Source organism: Comamonas sp. MYb21 (genome assembly GCF_037479395.1).
GTDB lineage: Bacteria > Pseudomonadota > Gammaproteobacteria > Burkholderiales > Burkholderiaceae_C > Comamonas.
In genome coordinates this window covers 231,107-247,686 of record NZ_JBBGZC010000008.1, presented here as the reverse complement: position 1 = coordinate 247,686, position 16,580 = coordinate 231,107, and the positions used below count along the sequence as shown (strand labels likewise).

The window sequence follows — 16,580 nt, the reverse complement described above, 5'->3', positions numbered from 1 at the left end:
TGCTTGGAGTCCACGCCAAACCGGGTCAAAATAGCAACCTGGATGCAGGCTAGGCAGTTTCGCAGAGACTCCCTCGGGCCGGCCTCCCTCTTTTTTATGTGCCAATGGCTGCATTGCGCTGCGATGCAGGCCGTATTTACGACTGAACTGACTCCATGTTCCCCTTTATCTCGCGCAACAAGACGCCCGAAACCCCTGAGCCCGCACCCGCACCCGCCAAGGCGGCCGCTGCCCCCCATCCCCTCGATGGCGTCACCGGTGGTGCTTTCTCGGCTGCCACCTCGGGTGAGCGTGCAGCCAAGGTGCGCGAATGGCTGGCAACCAACCCGGGTGCCGAGCAGCTGCAGGAAGTGTTCAAGGAGCTGTCTGCCCGCGACAAGGGTGCTGCCAAGGCCATCCGTGAGCGCATGGACGAGATGCGCCGCGCCAAGGGCCAGGAAGCCATCGCCGCGGAATGGGCCGAGAAGGCCGAGAAGCTGCTGGGCGCCTCCAAGCTGAACATTGCCGATGCCCTGGCCTGGCAGCGCGACGCCGCCAAGGCTGGCGCGCCGCTGTCGCGCGAGCCGCTCGCTGCGCTCAAGATCCAGCTGGCCGACCGCATCAAGACGATTGAAGACCTGCAGCACCGCGTGCAGGTGCAGCGCGAGGCCGCCGTGCTGCTGGCCCAGCGCGTTGAAGTGCTCTCCACCAAGTCCTACAAGGATGCCCAGTCTGCCGAGACGGCACTGGCCACCGATGTGCAGCACTGGCAGGACCAGGCCGCCGTGCTCGAAGGCGATGCCAGCTGGGGCAGCGTCGAAGCGCGCTACCCGAGCATGCTCGAGGCCTCCAAGTCGCAGCTGCTGCTGGTCTGGGATGCGTTCCAGTCGGCCCTCAAGCAAACCCTGGCTGCCGCTGAAGATGCGCAAGCACCGCTGCCCACGGTGCCGGTCTGGGCCGACGAGATCCGCGCCGGGCGCGGCCTGCCCACCGAGGTGGAGCAGGCTGCCGCCCGTGCTGCTGCTGCCAAGCCCGCTGCGGATCCGCAGGAAGCCAAGCGCGCCAAGCATGCGGTGCAAGAAGCGCTCAAGGCCTTGCAGGCCCACACGGCCGAAGGCCATGGCAAGGGCGCATCCAGCGCGGCGCAGCAGCTGCGCGCTGCCCTCAAGCAGCATGGCAAGCTGATCGACCAGGACCTGGAATCGCAGGTCAATACCGCGCTGATCGCCGCCGGTGAACTCGAAGGCTGGCAGCGCTGGAGCGCCGACAAGGTGCGCGAGGAGCTGCTGGCCAAGGCCCAGGGCCTGCTCGCCCGCCCCGAAGGCCAGGAGCTGGGCGGCCGCAAGCTGCAAGAAGCGCTGCGCCAGCTGCGCGAGGACTGGAAGAAGGCCGACCAAAGCGGCCCCACCAACCATGCGCTGTGGAAAAAATTTGATGAGGCCTGCAATGCGGCCTACAAGCATGTCGAGGTCTGGCTGTCCAAGGTGCGCGAAGAGGGTGCCAAGCACCGCGCCGAGCGCGAGGCCCTGATTGCAGAGCTCAAGGGCTGGGTCGAGGCGCACAAGCCATCGACCGACTGGAAGCGCATTCAGCGCGACCTGTTCCAGTTTGGTGACCGCTGGCGCGCCAGTGGCCATGTGGGCGAAAAGGCCTATGCCGAGCTGCAAGAGGCCTGGAAGACCGCGCTGCACGAGGCCTCTGCGCCTTTGCATGCAGCCCAGAAGCAGAGCATTGCACGCCGCGAAGCCATGGTGGCCCAGGCCGTGGAGCTGGCCGCTGCGCCCAACCTGAATATTGACGCCGTGCGCGAGCTGCAGCGCCAGTGGCAGACCGAAGCCCAGTCCGTGCCGATGGACCGCCGCCATGAGCAAAAGCTCTGGGATGCGTTCCGCAAGCCGCTCGATGAAGCCTTTGCCCGCAAGACCCAGCAGCGCGAACGTGTGCAGCACCAGCTGAGCGCCCGCGACCAGGCCGTGCTCGATGCCTCCAAGGCGCTCGAAGCGGCCAACCACAGCGGCGATGCCGCCCAGATCCAGGCCGCGCTCGATGGTTTGCAGCAAGCGCTGCAGGCCCAGCAAGCCCCGGTGGCGGCCGAGCCTGTTGCCGCTGCAGCAAAGGCGGCCGCGCCAGAGGCGGTCGCAGCAGATACGGCAGCCGTAGCGGCGGCAGCGCCAGCGGATGCGGAGCAGCCGGCAGAGCCGGCAGCCCAGGAGGGTGCCGATGCAGAGGCCGCTGCTGCTGCTCCGGCACCAGCGCCAGCACCTGTGCCCCCCAAGCCCGTGATTGCCCAGCGCAGCGGCGATGACCGCCCTGGTATGCGCCGTGATGCGCCCGCAGCCGCTGGCCGCCCTGGCAAGCCCGGTGGCGATCGCCGTGACAGCCGCGATGGCCGCGACAGCCGTGGCCCACGCAGCGACCGTGGCCAGGAGCGCCGTGGTGCTGACGACCGCTTTGGCCGGGGCGACCGCATGGACCGCGCGCCGCGCGAAGACCGGGGTCCCCGTCTGGGCGATGCCGCCTTCCGCGCCCAGCGCGATGCGGTGGAGCATGCCCAGGCAGCCCTGCGCAAGCTCGCCACCCAGGCCCATGGCCAGGCGCTGACGCAGATGATGGAGGCCTGGAGCAAGCGCGATGCCGCGCTGCTGCCCCAGGCCCAGGATCTGGGACGCCTTGCCAGCGGCTCGCGCAACAGCTGGAGCCAGGCCATTGCCGCACCTGCCGCCGGTGATGGCCGCGAAGCCATGCTGCGCCTGGAGATGGCCGCTGAGGTGCCCACCCCTGCCGAGCACATCAATGCCCGCCGTGCACTGCAATTGCAGTTGCTGACGCGCCGCAATGATCCTTCGCCGCAAGAGACCTGGCAGCAGGATGTTGCCAAGGTGCTGGCCACCGGCAGCGACGAGGCCTCGGCCCGCCGCCTGCAAAATGCCTTGAAGGCTTTGCTGAAGAAGTAAGCCTTCTACAGCGCCTCCCCCACAACGCCCTGTGCTTGAACGCCAGGGCGTTTTTTCATGGGCCTGGTGCTGGGCTTACCTGGTGGATATGGGGGGTGTTGGAGTGTGGCGGGTGCGGGCTGGCAACTTGCGTGCGAGCAGACAACAAAAAAGCCATTGCACATGGGTGCAATGGCTTGATGTTTGGTGCCCAGGAGAGGACTCGAACCTCCACGATGTTACTCGCTAGTACCTGAAACTAGTGCGTCTACCAATTCCGCCACCTGGGCTTTCAGGATGGAGCAATTATAGGGGCGTGTTGGCGGTGGTTTGAGAAAAACTGCAAAATTTTTCTCAAAAAAGATAGCGTGAGACTGTGGGTGGCTGTGCGCTGCCGCGATGCATGCCCGGCCCAAAGCAAAAAAGCTGCTGCACATCGTGTGTGCAGCAGCTTTTGCTGTTTGGTGCCCAGGAGAGGACTCGAACCTCCACGGAGTTACCCGCTAGTACCTGAAACTAGTGCGTCTACCAATTCCGCCACCTGGGCTTTCAGGGAAGCCGCAATTATAGGGGCGATTTTTGGCCGCTTTGGGGCAAATTCGGAAAATTTTTCAGAGCGCCTGGTGGGGGTGCCATTTTGCTCAGCGGAGGCCTTGGTGCCAAGGTGCTGCGAGCGGTTGCCGTGGCTGGTGCTGGCCCTGCCTGGCAAGCGACGCAGGTAGGCATGGCGTCCAGGTGAATACAGCATCACTGTGCAGTGGCGTGTGGCGAGGAGGGTGTTCTGCTGCCTTTGCAGCGGATGGTGTGCTGTCTGCCGAGGGCAGGCGATATCGGCAGCGCAAAGATGCGGTGTGCGCCGTCGTTGCTGGGCTCGGGGTAGATGCGCATCGCAGACAAAGAAAAAGCCGCTGCACAAAAAGTGCAACGGCTTATGTCTGGTGCCCAGGAGAGGACTCGAACCTCCACGATGTTACTCGCTAGTACCTGAAACTAGTGCGTCTACCAATTCCGCCACCTGGGCTGATGATGCAGGGCAGTGCCCCTTATCGACTTTCCTAAAAAAACCACTGTAGAACCAGCCCGTTAAGACTGATTTTTCACCGTTTTCACAAAACAAGTTGTACTTGTCGTTAAACTTGGTGCCCAGGAGAGGACTCGAACCTCCACGGAGTTACCCGCTAGTACCTGAAACTAGTGCGTCTACCAATTCCGCCACCTGGGCATTTCAGGAAAGAATCAGATTGTATATCAAAAAAACGGCTTCCAAAACAGGAGCAGATAATTTGTCAGAAGAAATTGAAGGTGTAGTCCAAGGCCACCGTGAAGGCCACGGCTTTGTGATCCGGGATGACAACGAAAGCGACATCTACATCCCGGCCAATGAAATGCGCGCCGTACTGCACCGAGATCGGGTCCGCGCCCGCATCGTGCGCACCGACCGCCGCGGCCGCCCCGAGGGCCGCATTGTTGAAATCATCGAGCGCTCCGCGCAGCCCATCATTGGCCGGCTGCTGCAGGAAAGCGGCGTCTGGCTGGTGGCGCCCGAGGACAAGCGCTATGGCCAGGATGTACTGATCCCCAATGGCGCGATCGGCGCGGCCAAGACCGGCCAAGTGGTAGTTGTTGAATTGACCGAGCCGCCGGCCTTGTTTGGCCAGCCGGTGGGCCGGGTGGTTGAGGTGCTGGGCGAGATCGATGACCCCGGTATGGAAATCGAAATCGCGGTGCGCAAATATGGCGTGCCCCATGAGTTCTCGGACGAGTGCCTGGCGCTGGCCAAGAAGCTGCCCGACAAGGTGCGCCTGGCCGACCGCAAGGCCCGCATCGACCTCACCGATATCCCGCTCGTCACCATCGATGGTGAAGATGCGCGTGACTTTGACGATGCGGTGTACTGCGAGCCCGCCAAGATTGGCCGCACCAAGGGCTGGCGCCTGTTGGTGGCGATTGCCGATGTGAGCCACTATGTGCAAAACGGCAATGCCATCGATGTCGATGCCTACGACCGTGCCACCAGCGTCTACTTTCCGCGCCGCGTGATTCCGATGCTGCCGGAGAAGCTCTCCAACGGCCTGTGTTCGCTCAATCCCAACGTGGACCGCCTGTGCATGGTGGCCGATATGCTGGTCACCGCCGATGGCGAGCTGCAGGCCTACCAGTTCTACCCTGCGGTGATGCACAGCCATGCACGCTTTACCTATACCGAGGTGGCGGCCATTCTGGCCAACACCCGGGGCCAGGAAGCGATCAAGCGCAAGGAGCGCGTGGCTGATCTGCTGAACCTGCACGATGTGTACAAGGCCTTGCTGTCGGCGCGTGGCCGTCGCGGCGCGGTGGATTTCGAGACCACCGAAACCCAGATCATCTGCGACGAGAACGGCCGCATCGAGAAAATCGTGCCCCGCACCCGCACCGAGGCCCACCGCCTGATTGAAGAGGCGATGCTGGCAGCCAATGTCTGCGCGGCAGATTTCATCCAGCAAAGCGGCCAGCCCGGGCTCTTCCGGGTGCACGAAGGCCCGACGCCCGAGAAGCAGGACATTCTGCGCGGCTACCTCAAGGCCATGGGCGTGGGTCTGTCGATCAGCGACGACCCGAGCCCGGCCGAGTTCCAGGCCATTGCGCAGGCGACCAAGGACCGGCCCGACGCCCAGCAGATCCACACGATGCTGCTGCGCTCGATGCAGCAGGCGATCTACACGCCGATCAACAGCGGCCACTTTGGCCTGGGCTACGAGGCCTATACCCACTTCACCAGCCCGATCCGCCGTTACCCCGATTTGCTGGTGCACCGCGTCATCAAGGCCGCCCTGCTGGGCAAGCGCTACCAGCTGCCGCTGCTGCCCACGCCGGGCGAGGCCGAGGCCAAGCTGGCCAAGCGCCTGGCAAGCCGGGTGGCTGCCCCCAAGCAAAAGCTGCAGGCCGAGCGTGTGCAACGCGTATCGCGCGAAGTGCAGGCCTGGGAAGCGGCGGGCCTGCATTGCAGTGCCAATGAGCGCCGCGCCGATGAGGCCAGCCGCGATGTCGAAGCCTGGCTCAAGTGCAAGTACATGCGCGAGCACCTGGGCGAGGAGTACAGCGGCATGGTCTCGGCTGTCACCTCGTTTGGCTTGTTCGTGACCTTGGACCAGCTCTATGTTGAAGGTCTGATCCACATCACCGAGCTGGGTGGCGACTACTTCCGCTTTGACGAGATGCGCCAGGAGCTGCGCGGCGAGCGCACCGGCATCCGCTACACGATTGGCACCCGCCTGCAGATCCAGGTCAGCCGCGTGGATCTGGATGCGCGCAAGATCGACTTCCGCCTGGTGCGCGAGGGCGAGGATGCGGCCCGCGCGCCGGCCTCCAATGCCCGTGCGGCCAAGGTGGCCTCGTCGCCGTCCAGTCGCCAGCGCGAGGGGCGCGATGAGGCCTATGACGCGCAGCGCGCCAGCCTCAAGCGCAAGGCCAAGGGTGCCGCCCATGGTGCCGGCAAGCCGCGTGGCAACGACCGGGGCGCGGGCGCGAGCAAACAACCGGGACAGAAGACCCCGCGCAAACGCCGCTGATCGGCTGTGAATTCACTATGATCGAAGCCAGGCCATCCCAGCGATGGCCTGGCTTTTTTGTTGACAGAACCAAGGAGTACGGATGACCGAGAAGACGCGCAAGATTGCAGTGGTGACCGGTGCGGGTACCGGGATTGGCCGCGCAGCGGCGCTGGCCTTGATGAAGGACGGCTGGTCGGTGGTGCTGGCCGGCCGCCGCGCGCAGCCCTTGCAGGAAGTGGCCAGCCATGCGGCAGACGCCGGCCAGGCCTTGGTGGTGCCCACCGATGTGGCCGACCCGGTGGCGGTCAAGGCCTTGTTCGATGCGGCCATCGCCCAGTTTGGCCGGGTGGACATGCTGTTCAACAACGCCGGGCGCGGCGCGCCAGCCGTGCCGATCGATGAGCTGCCGGTCGAGACCTGGCAGGATGTCGTCAATGTCAACCTCAACGGCATGTTCTATTGCCTGCAGCAGGCCTTCCGCGTGATGCGCCAGCAGTCGCCGATGGGGGGGCGCATCATCAACAATGGCTCCATCTCGGCCCATGCGCCCCGGCCCATGTCGATTGCCTATACCGCCACCAAGCATGCGGTGATGGGCCTGACCAAGACCGCCGCGCTCGATGGCCGCAAGTGGAACATCGCCGTCGGCCAGATCGATGTGGGCAATGCCGGCACCGAGCTGGCGATGCGCATGACCCAGGGCGTCATGCAGGCGCATGGCGAGATTGCGCCCGAGCCGCTGATGGATGTCGATGTCGTGGGCCAGTCAGTGCTCTACATGGCCAATCTGCCGCTGGAATGCAATGTGCTGTTCCACACGGTGATGGCCACCAAGATGCCGTTTGTGGGCCGGGGCTAAGCCCGTTGGTTGATCTTTAACCTGGCCGTTGCAGGCTGCGCGCCAGGCGCGAAGCCGTCAGCATGCGTGCGGGCGGCCAGATATCGGCCGCATGGCCATGCAGCCAGACGGCGTGGAGCAGCGGCTGCCAGGCTTGTGCCCAGCTGCTGCCCGGTGCTAGAGCGGCCAGGTGCGCGCCAATGCAGCCGGCCAGCACATCGCCGGTGCCGCCAATCGACAGGCGGGCATTGCCGCTGTGGTTGATGGCATAGCGCCCATCTGGCGCGGCAATGACCGAGCCACTGCCCTTGAGCACCACCAGGCACTGCCATTGCCGTGCCGCCTGGCGCGCGGCGCCTATGCGGTCGTGCTGGATCTGTGCGGTGCTGCTGCCCAAGAGCCGCGCCAGCTCCAGTGGATGGGGCGTGAGCACCGTGGCGCCGGTTGCACCCCCTTGGGCTGCCCGGTGCGACAGTGCTTGTTGTAGTGCCGGCTGGCAGGCAATGGCGTTGAGCGCATCGGCATCGAGCACCAGGCTGCCTGCATGTCGCAGGGCCTGGGGCACCACCCCGGCCACCAGGCTGCCACCGCCGCAGCCGCAAACCAAGCTGCCGCGCAGTGCCTGCATGGCCTCCAGCGACCGGAGCATGATGTCGGCCGCGACACCACCAGGCCTGGGTGATGCGCTGCTGCTGCCCAGCAGGTGCAGCATGACCCTGCCCGCGCCTGCATGCAGCGCTGCACTGGCGGCCAGCATGGCTGCGCCTTCCATGCCCTGGCCATCGTGGCTGGCGCTTTGGCCGCCGATGACGCCGACATCGCCAAACAGGCCTTTGTGGCTGTTGTGGGTTGGTAGAGGGGTTGGCGCCTGGGTGACGAGCTGGCCGGTGCCTGAGGAGGTATCCATGTCGGCGGCGGGAATCTGGTCACAGCGCCAGACCGGGTTGTGGGCCGACAGCGCTGCCAGCCAGACCTCGCCCGCCCAGTCGCGCCCCTGCAAGGTAAAAAGCCCCGGCTTGAGGGCCAGCATGCTGAGCGTGAAGCGGCGTCCTCGGGGTGCTGGTGGCACCAGGGAATCTAGCGAGGGCAGCCAGGCGCCGGTATCGGCCAGCAGGCCTGAGGGCGTGTCGATGCACAGCACATCGCGATCGGTTTCCAGCAGTTGCTGCAGCCAGGCGAGTACGGGGCCTTCAATGCGGGCGCTGCGGCCGGCGCGCAGGCCAATACCCCAGACCGCATCGATGGCCAGGTCGAAGTGGGCGGGCGGTTGCGCGCTGATCGCCAGGCCTGCTGCCTGGGCGCGTTGCAGTGCATGGGCGGCATCGGCGGGCAGGGCCTTGCCGGCGCTGGGCTGCAGGCTGATGTGCACGGTCTTGCCAGCAGCTTGCAGATGGATGGCGGCCTCCAGGCCATCGCCGCCGTTGTTGCCGGCGCCGCACACGACCCAGATATGCCGGGCATGCGGCGCGATGGCCAGGGCCAGGCGGGCTGTGGCTTCGCCAGCGCGGGCCATCAGGCGGTACTGGGGCAGCGTGGCCGCCAGCGATTGCTCGCGCGCGCGAACCTGGTCGCTGGAGAGCAGGGCGGGGTAGGGCAGGGCGGCAGAAGCGGGCATGGCGCTATCGTAGCGCAGTGCCCTGGTGCTGGGTCGCTCGCCGAAGTGCTCAGCGCAGGCGCTGCAGGTCCAGCGCTTCGGGGGCGGTGCTGGTGCTCTGGCCCATGACCAGCTGGCGCACATGGTGGGCGCAGCCCATCGACAGCCCCCAGCCAAAGCCGCCGTGCGCGGTATTGAGCCAGACGCCCGGGATGCCGGAGGCGCCCACCACCGGCAGGCCATCGGGCACGGTCAGGCGCGCGCCGCGCCACATCTGCAGGATCGATTGGCTCGGCTGGATGCAGCCGGGGAACCACTCGAGCAGCACGCTGATAAGTGCGTGGCGGGCGTCATCGCTGCGCTCGGGGCTGTCGGGGTAGCCCAGCTCGGCGCCGCCGCTGATGCGCAGGCGCGAGCCCTGGCGCGTCAGAATCATGTTGTTTTCCAGATCGATGACTGCGCGGCGTGGCGCCAGCGACTCTTCGCTGATCTGGATGCTGGCGCTATAGCTATAGATAGGGGCGCTGGGCAGCTGCACATGGTGCGGGCGCAGCAGCTGGTTGGTGTGGGCACCGGCGCAGAGCACCACCGCATCAAAATCCTGCGTGCCACTGGCCAGTTGCAGGCGCAGGCCCTGGCCTGCGCTCTGGATGCCGCTGACGGCCTGCTGGGTGTGCAGCTGCAGCCCATGCGTTTGCAGCGCCTGCAGCAGCCCTTGCGAGAACAGCCGTCCATTGCCGGACCAGGCCTCGGGCAGGTGCAGCGCGCCGGCAATCTGGATCTCGGTGGCCAGGCCGGGCTCGATGGCGCGGGTCTGGGCTTCGTCGCAGCGCTGGTAGTCAATATGCGCGGCCGACAGGCGCCGGGTGAGTTCATACAGTGCCGCGGCGCTGGGCTCCTTGCGCAGCGGCAGCAGCAGGCCCTGGCTGAACTGGCCGTTGATCTCGAGCATTTCCTGCACATGCTGCATGCGCTGCATCGCCAGCAGCTCGAGCGACTGCAGCGCAGGCAGGATTTCGCTGTCGCGCAGCTTCTTGGCGACGCCTTGCTGGCGGCGTGCCCAGCGGCGGGCAGAGGAGAGCACGCTGCCCTGGACCTGCAGTTCGGCAAAGGCCGGGCGCGACATGCCCAGCTGCAAGGCCTGCTGGAAGGCGGTGGCGCCCCAGGGATTGATCGCGCAGGGCCACATCAGGCCTGAGGGGGCAAAGCTGGCTTCTTCGCCAGCAGCGCGGTGCTGCTCGAAAACACTGACCTCGTTGCCGGCCTCCATCAGCTCGAAGGCCGTTGCAATGCCTGCAATGCCTGCTCCAACGATCGCAATCTTCATAACAACAAAAACAGGGGGCCGTTCATAGAGTGGGGCACGGCCGGTGCAAGCATTTGCAAAAGCCGTGCGTTCGAGTGCCAGATTGTGCCTAGTTTTTTGCGCTCGCCGTGGTAAGGCGCGCCACTGTGGTTCAAAAAACGCAAGCAATCGTCAAGGTGGGGTTGGCGCGACTTCTTCGCGACCCATGCCGGACTATGTTAGAATCCTAGGGTTTTGCCGAGTGTGGCTTGCCACATCGGTTCAAAACGAAATCGCAAACCTGCCTACCTAAGGTGTTGCGGCATGCGGTGCACAAGCACGGCTGCCGTGATAGTTGGGCAGAATTTTAGACCTAACCTTCGGAGAAGATATATGTCCGTTACGATGCGCGAGATGCTGGAAGCCGGCGTCCACTTTGGCCACCAAACCCGTTTCTGGAACCCCAAGATGGGCCAGTACATTTTCGGTAGCCGCAACAAGATTCACATCATCAACCTGGAAAAGACCCTGCCTCTGTTCCAGGACGCACAAAAGTTCATCAAGCAGCTGTCGGCCAACCGTGGCACCATCTTGATGGTGGGCACCAAGCGCCAAGCGCGCGAAATCCTGGCCACCGAAGCACAACGTGCTGGCGTGCCTTACGTCGACCAACGCTGGTTGGGCGGCATGCTGACCAACTTCAAGACCGTCAAGACCTCGATCAAGCGTCTGAAGGACATGAAGGCTCAGCAAGAAGCGGGTCTGGAAGCTATGAGCAAGAAAGAGCAACTGATGTTTGCTCGTGAGCTGGAAAAGCTGGAAAAGGACATCGGCGGCATTCAAGACATGAACGCGCTGCCTGACGCCATTTTCGTGATCGACGTGGGCTACCACAAGATTGCCATCGCTGAAGCCAAGAAGCTGGGCATTCCTCTGATCGGCGTGGTTGACACCAACCACAACCCAGAAGGTATCGACTACGTGATCCCTGGTAACGATGACTCGGCCAAGGCTGTGGAGCTGTATGCTCGCGGTATCGCCGACGCGATCCTGGAAGGCCGTGCCAACGCCGTGAACGATGTGGTCAAGGCTGCTTCCGGCGAAGAAGGCGACGAGTTTGTGGAAGTGGAAAACACCGCTGCTTAATCCACAGGGCTGCCCATTGGGCCGCGAATGAAAAGCGGGGCTCCAGATTAGCCCCGTTTTTTTTACCTACGTTTCCACAATCACCCCAACTGAACTGAATACGGAGAGAGAAAAATGGCAATTACCGCAAGCATGGTGGCAGAACTGCGCGCTAAGACCGACGCGCCCATGATGGAATGCAAGAAGGCTCTGACCGAGGCTGATGGCGACATGGCCAAGGCTGAAGAGCTGCTGCGCGTCAAGCTGGGCACCAAGGCCGGCAAGGCAGCATCGCGTATTGCCGCTGAAGGCGTGATCGCTGCTGTGGTTGAAGGCAACAACGGCGCGATCATCGAAGTCAACAGCGAAACCGACTTCGTCTCCAAGAACGACAGCTTCATCGCCCTGGCCAATGCAGCGGCCAAGCTGGTGTCCGAAAAGAACCCTGCCGACGTGGCAGCCCTGAGCGCACTGGCTTACGAGCAAGACGGCTTTGGCCCCACCCTGGAAGACGTGCGCAAGGGCCTGGTCGGCAAGATCGGCGAGAACATGTCGTTCCGCCGCTTCAAGCGCTTCGAAGGCAGCAACCTGGCGCTGTACCTGCACGGCACCCGCATCGGTGTGGTGGTCGAGTTCGAAGGCGACGCGCAAGCAGCCAAGGACGTGGCGATGCACGTGGCTGCGATGAAGCCCGTGGCGCTGACCAGCGCTGACGTGCCTGCCGAGCTGATCGAGAAGGAACGCACCGTCGCTGCAGCCAAGGCTGAAGAGTCGGGCAAGCCCGCTGACATCGCTGCCAAGATGGTGGACGGCGCTGTGCAGAAGTACCTCAAGGAAGTCTCGCTGTTCAACCAAGTCTTCGTGAAGGCCGCTGACGGCAAGCAAACCGTTGAGCAAATGCTCAAGGCCGCCAACACCTCGATCAAGAGCTTCACGCTCTACGTGGTGGGTGAGGGCATTGAGAAGAAGGTGGATGACTTCGCTGCCGAGGTCGCCGCGCAGGTTGCGGCCGCCAAGGGCCAGTAATCATCCTGACAAAGGGGCTACGGCCCCTTTGTTTCACCTATCGTTTTTTCACCCATCCCCCACACCTGGAGCTCTCCACCATGTCCCAAAGCCCTGCCCACAAGCGCATTCTTCTCAAACTCTCCGGTGAAGCTCTGATGGGGGATGATGCTTTTGGCATCAACCGCGCAACCATTGTGCGGATGGTCGAGGAGATTGCCGAGGTGACTCGGCTGGGCGTTCAGGTCGCTGTCGTGATCGGTGGCGGCAATATTTTCCGCGGCGTGGCCGGCGGCTCGGTCGGTATGGACCGTGCCACTGCCGATTACATGGGCATGTTGGCCACGGTGATGAATGCGCTGGCGCTGGCCGATGCGATGGACAAGCAAGGCCTGACCGCGCGCGTGATGTCGGCGATTGCGATTGAGCAGGTGGTCGAGCCCTATGTGCGTCCCAAGGCGCTGCAGTACCTCGAAGAGGGCAAGGTCGTGGTGTTTGCTGCAGGTACGGGCAACCCCTTCTTCACCACCGATACCGCAGCGGCGCTGCGCGGTGCTGAAATTGGCGCAGAATTGGTGCTCAAGGCCACCAAGGTCGACGGTGTCTACACGGCCGATCCAATGAAGGATCCCAATGCCACGCTCTACACCAAGCTGAGTTTTGATGAGGCGATGAGCCGCAACCTGGGCATCATGGATGCGACGGCCTTCGCCCTGTGCCGTGATCAGAAGCTGCCCATCCGTGTATTCTCCATCGTCAAGAGTGGCGCGCTCAAGCGCGTGGTGATGGGCGAAGAAGAGGGCACGCTGGTCTACGCCTGATGGGCGGCTGGCGTGTGCAAGAGCAGAATGTGGTAGTTAGGAGTTGACAATGACAGTCGCAGAAATCAAGAAGAATCTCGAAGGCAAGATGGACCAATCGATTGCCGCGTTCAAAAACAACCTGACCAAGATCCGCACCGGCCGCGCCAATCCCGCGCTGCTGGACACCATCCAGGTTGATTACTACGGCTCGATGATGCCGCTGTCGCAAGTGGCCAATGTCGCCTTGATCGACAGCCGCACCATCAGCGTGACGCCTTGGGAAAAGGCCATGGCGGCCAAGGTCGAAAAGGCCATCCGCGAAAGCGACCTGGGCCTGAACCCGGCCTCAATGGGCGACCTGATCCGCGTGCCGATGCCGCCGATGAGCGAAGAGCGCCGCAAGGAAATGACCAAGCTGGTCAAGGCCGAAGGCGAGAACGCCAAGATCGCCATCCGCAACCTGCGCCGCGATGCCAACGAAGGCGTCAAGAAGCTGGTCAAGGACAAGGAAGCATCGGAAGACGACCAAAAGCGCTCGGAAGCCGAGGTGCAGAAGATCACCGACAAGCACATCCAGCTGATCGACCAGCTGGTGGTCGAGAAAGAAAAAGACATCATGGCGGTCTGATCCAGGTCTGGATCTGTTTTTCCGCGCATGACTGCTGCTGCAATACCGCACCACATTGCCATCGTGATGGATGGCAATGGCCGGTGGGCCAAACGCCGTTTTCTGCCACGCCTGGCAGGCCACAAGCAAGGGGTGGACTCGCTGCGCCGCTGCGCCAAGGCCTGTGCCGAGCGCGGCGTCAAGGTGCTCACCGTGTTTGCCTTTTCTTCCGAGAACTGGAACCGGCCGACCGACGAGGTCGATGGCCTGATGAACCTGCTGGCCGGCGCACTGGCCAAGGAGGTGCCATCGCTGGCCCGTGACGGCATCCGTTTGTTCTTTGTCGGTGACCGCGCCTCCCTGTCTGCCAAGGTGCAGGCGGGTCTGGCACAAGCCGAACAGGCCACGGCCCACAACGACCGCATGGTGCTCAACGTCTGCTTCAACTACGGCGGCCGCTGGGACATTGCCCAGGCGGCAGCCAAGCTGGCCGCTGCGGGCCAGGCCATCACCGAAGTGGCCCTCAACGATGCCATGGCCCTGGCCCATGTGCCCGACCCCGATCTGCTGATCCGAACCGGTGGCGAGATGCGCATCAGCAATTTTCTGCTGTGGCAATCGGCCTATTCGGAGCTGTATTTCAGTGACAAGTGGTGGCCTGATTTTGACGAACAGGCCCTGGACGAAGCGATAGCCGAATTCCAGCGGCGCGAACGCCGCTTTGGCAAGACGTCCGAGCAACTGGTCCAGTCCCCCTCGTAGTGCCCCTGCCCGCTGATGCCTGCCGCTGTAGGCATCAGTTTTCTTTTTTCAGGAGATCCATTTGCTCAAACAACGCATCATCACGGCCATTGTTCTCCTGCTGATTCTGGTGCCCGCCATCGTCGCGGGCAATCCGGTTCCCTTTGCTGCGTTGATGCTGTTGGCCGTGGTCGCCGCGGCCTGGGAGTGGGGGCGCCTCAATGGCCTGCAGGGCCTGGCCGCCTACGGCCTGGGGGCTGTCGCCTTGCTGCTGTGCGGCGCTGCCTGGGCCATGGGCTGGACGCAGGCTGCGCTGCCGGCTGTCTGGCTGGTGGCTGGTGCCGCCTGGGTGCTGCTGGCCGCCTTCTTGCTCAAGGGTGGGGTGCCTGGCTGGGCGCCCATTCCGCGCGCACTGCGCCTGGTGGTTGGTGTGCTGGCGCTGTGGGTGGCCTGGCTGGCGATTGCACAGGCCAAGTGGATGGGCGTGAATTTTCTGCTGTCGGTCTTTGCCCTGGTGTGGATGGCCGACATTGGCGCGTACTTTGCAGGCCGCCAGTTCGGTCTGCGTTTTACCAAGAACAAGCTCGCGCCGGCGATCAGCCCGGGCAAAAGCTGGGAAGGCGTATGGGGCGGCGCGCTGGGCGTGCTGCTGATGGCCTTGGTGTGGAGTTGGGCGGACCGCCATTTTGGCGCGCAGGTGCCCAGCTTCTACAGCCGGCTCTGGGATTTTTCGCCCTGGCTGATGGTGCTGTCCTGCGTGTTTCTGGCCGGCATGAGCGTGGCCGGCGACCTGGTGGAGTCCCTCGTCAAGCGCAGCGCCGGCATGAAGGACAGCAGCCATCTGCTGCCCGGCCATGGTGGTGTGCTTGACCGCATCGATGCCATCTTGCCGACGGTGCCGCTGGCGCTGATGCTGCTGCAATTTTTGGATAAGTGAACCTCGCGATGACCATGCAAGTTACCGTGCTCGGATCGACGGGCTCGATCGGAACCAACACCCTGGATGTGGTGGCGCGCCACCCCGACCTCTACCGCGTTTTTGCGCTGAGCGCGCATTCGCGCGTGGACCTGATGCTCGCGCAGTGCCTGCAGTTCCAGCCGCGCTATGCGGTGATGACCGGCGCTGCGGCTGCCGCCCAATTGCGCGCAGGCCTGCAAGCGGCAGGCAGCCGGGTCGAAGTGCTCGAAGGCGAGGCGGCGCTGGAGATGGTGGCCTCCCACAGCGATGTGCATGCGGTGATGGCGGCCATTGTGGGCGCCGCCGGCCTGCGCCCTGCGATGGCAGCGGCCAAGGCCGGCAAGCGCTTGATGCTGGCCAACAAGGAAGCCCTGGTCGTCGGTGGCCAGCTCTTCATGGATGCGGTGGCCGACGGCGGCGCGACCTTGCTGCCCATCGACAGCGAGCATTCGGCCATCTTCCAGTGCCTGCCCGAAGACCCTGCGGTCTGGCCCCAGCGCGTGGACCACATCATCCTGACGGCCTCGGGTGGTCCGTTCCGCACCCGTGAGCCATCGAGCCTGCGTGATGTGACGCCGCAGCAGGCGGGCAACCATCCCAACTTTGCGATGGGCCGCAAGATCTCGATCGACTCGGCGACGATGATGAACAAGGCGCTGGAGGTGATCGAAGCGCGCTGGCTGTTCAACCTGCAGCCCGAGCAGATCAAGGTGGTGATCCATCCGCAGCAGATCGTGCATTCGATGGTGCAGTTCCGTGATGCCTCGGTGCTGGCCCAGCTGGGGACGCCCGATATGCGCGTGCCGATCGCCTGTGGCCTGGCCTGGCCCGAGCGCGTGGCCAGTGGCGCGGCGCCACTGGATTTTGCCAAGCTATCGGCGCTGACCTTTGAAGAGGCCGATGCAACACGCTTTCCTGGCCTGCACCTGTCCTGGCAGGCGCTGCGTGCGCCCCATGGCACGACCACGGTGCTCAATGCTGCCAACGAAGTGGCGGTCGCCGCTTTTCTGGACGGCCGCATGCGCTTTGACCAGATCTACCAGGTCAATGCGCAGGCACTCGAAGGCGTGCAGCCGCAGGCGCCGGACAGCATCGATGCGCTGCTGGCGCTCGATGCCGAGGTGCGTGCCTATGCCGAAGGCCTTATTTCGGAGCTGGCCGTTTGACAGGGCTATTGTCCGG

General features: G+C 64.0%; 12 protein-coding genes and 4 tRNA genes. 10 read left to right on the top strand and 6 right to left on the bottom strand.

Going from position 1 to position 16,580, the window contains the following annotated elements; all coding sequences use genetic code 11:
- Positions 1–155: 155 nt before the first annotated feature.
- Positions 156–2,933: a DUF349 domain-containing protein gene (locus WH367_RS13870; protein ID WP_339536551.1), complete on the top strand. Its 2,778-nt coding sequence runs from the start codon at positions 156–158 to the stop codon at positions 2,931–2,933.
- A 184-nt stretch (positions 2,934–3,117) separates the two neighbouring features.
- Here WH367_RS13870 and WH367_RS13865 read toward each other — a convergent pair.
- From WH367_RS13865 to WH367_RS13850, 4 genes are all read right to left on the bottom strand, one after another.
- Positions 3,118–3,202, bottom strand: a tRNA-Leu gene (locus tag WH367_RS13865).
- Between the two features lie 172 nt (positions 3,203–3,374).
- Positions 3,375–3,459, bottom strand: a tRNA-Leu gene (locus tag WH367_RS13860).
- A 389-nt stretch (positions 3,460–3,848) separates the two neighbouring features.
- A tRNA-Leu gene (locus tag WH367_RS13855) sits at positions 3,849–3,933 on the bottom strand.
- A 116-nt stretch (positions 3,934–4,049) separates the two neighbouring features.
- Positions 4,050–4,134, bottom strand: a tRNA-Leu gene (locus tag WH367_RS13850).
- Positions 4,135–4,153: 19 nt separating this feature from the next.
- Here WH367_RS13850 and rnr point away from each other — a divergent pair.
- Together rnr and WH367_RS13840 are read left to right on the top strand one after the other, a co-directional pair.
- On the top strand, positions 4,154–6,460 hold the full coding sequence (rnr, locus tag WH367_RS13845) for a ribonuclease R (protein WP_312986503.1): 2,307 nt from the start codon (positions 4,154–4,156) through the stop codon (positions 6,458–6,460).
- Positions 6,461–6,542: 82 nt separating this feature from the next.
- Positions 6,543–7,301, top strand: coding sequence for an SDR family oxidoreductase (locus WH367_RS13840; protein ID WP_312986502.1), 759 nt, complete (start codon positions 6,543–6,545; stop codon positions 7,299–7,301).
- 16 nt (positions 7,302–7,317) lie between these two features.
- Here WH367_RS13840 and WH367_RS13835 read toward each other — a convergent pair whose 3' ends face one another.
- Both WH367_RS13835 and WH367_RS13830 read right to left on the bottom strand, forming a co-directional pair.
- Positions 7,318–8,895, bottom strand: a complete 1,578-nt coding sequence (locus tag WH367_RS13835; RefSeq protein ID WP_339536550.1) for an NAD(P)H-hydrate dehydratase — start codon at positions 8,893–8,895, stop codon at positions 7,318–7,320.
- A gap of 49 nt (positions 8,896–8,944) precedes the next feature.
- Entirely contained in the window at positions 8,945–10,201 is a 1,257-nt protein-coding gene (locus WH367_RS13830; RefSeq protein WP_339536549.1) for an NAD(P)/FAD-dependent oxidoreductase, read from the bottom strand.
- A 351-nt stretch (positions 10,202–10,552) separates the two neighbouring features.
- Here WH367_RS13830 and rpsB point away from each other — a divergent pair, with 351 nt between their 5' ends.
- The 7 genes from rpsB to ispC all read left to right on the top strand — a co-directional run bounded on the left by rpsB (position 10,553) and on the right by ispC (position 16,564).
- The gene (rpsB, locus tag WH367_RS13825) at positions 10,553–11,305 is read left to right on the top strand and encodes a 30S ribosomal protein S2 (protein ID WP_021026555.1); all 753 of its coding nucleotides are present in this window, start codon (positions 10,553–10,555) and stop codon (positions 11,303–11,305) included.
- A gap of 114 nt (positions 11,306–11,419) precedes the next feature.
- Complete coding sequence (gene tsf, locus WH367_RS13820) at positions 11,420–12,310, top strand: translation elongation factor Ts (RefSeq protein ID WP_021026556.1); 891 nt, start codon at positions 11,420–11,422, stop codon at positions 12,308–12,310.
- 80 nt (positions 12,311–12,390) lie between these two features.
- Complete coding sequence (pyrH, locus tag WH367_RS13815) at positions 12,391–13,110, top strand: UMP kinase (RefSeq protein ID WP_339536548.1); 720 nt, start codon at positions 12,391–12,393, stop codon at positions 13,108–13,110.
- 49 nt (positions 13,111–13,159) lie between these two features.
- Positions 13,160–13,720, top strand: a complete 561-nt coding sequence (frr, locus tag WH367_RS13810) for a ribosome recycling factor (protein ID WP_021026558.1) — start codon at positions 13,160–13,162, stop codon at positions 13,718–13,720.
- Positions 13,721–13,747: 27 nt separating this feature from the next.
- Positions 13,748–14,461 (top strand): polyprenyl diphosphate synthase, encoded by a 714-nt coding sequence (gene uppS / locus WH367_RS13805; RefSeq protein WP_339519912.1) that lies wholly within the window; start codon positions 13,748–13,750, stop codon positions 14,459–14,461.
- Positions 14,462–14,522: 61 nt separating this feature from the next.
- On the top strand, positions 14,523–15,377 hold the full coding sequence (locus tag WH367_RS13800) for a phosphatidate cytidylyltransferase (RefSeq protein WP_339536547.1): 855 nt from the start codon (positions 14,523–14,525) through the stop codon (positions 15,375–15,377).
- Between the two features lie 8 nt (positions 15,378–15,385).
- Positions 15,386–16,564: a 1-deoxy-D-xylulose-5-phosphate reductoisomerase gene (gene ispC, locus WH367_RS13795; RefSeq protein WP_339536546.1), complete on the top strand. Its 1,179-nt coding sequence runs from the start codon at positions 15,386–15,388 to the stop codon at positions 16,562–16,564.
- Positions 16,565–16,580 lie beyond the last annotated feature (16 nt).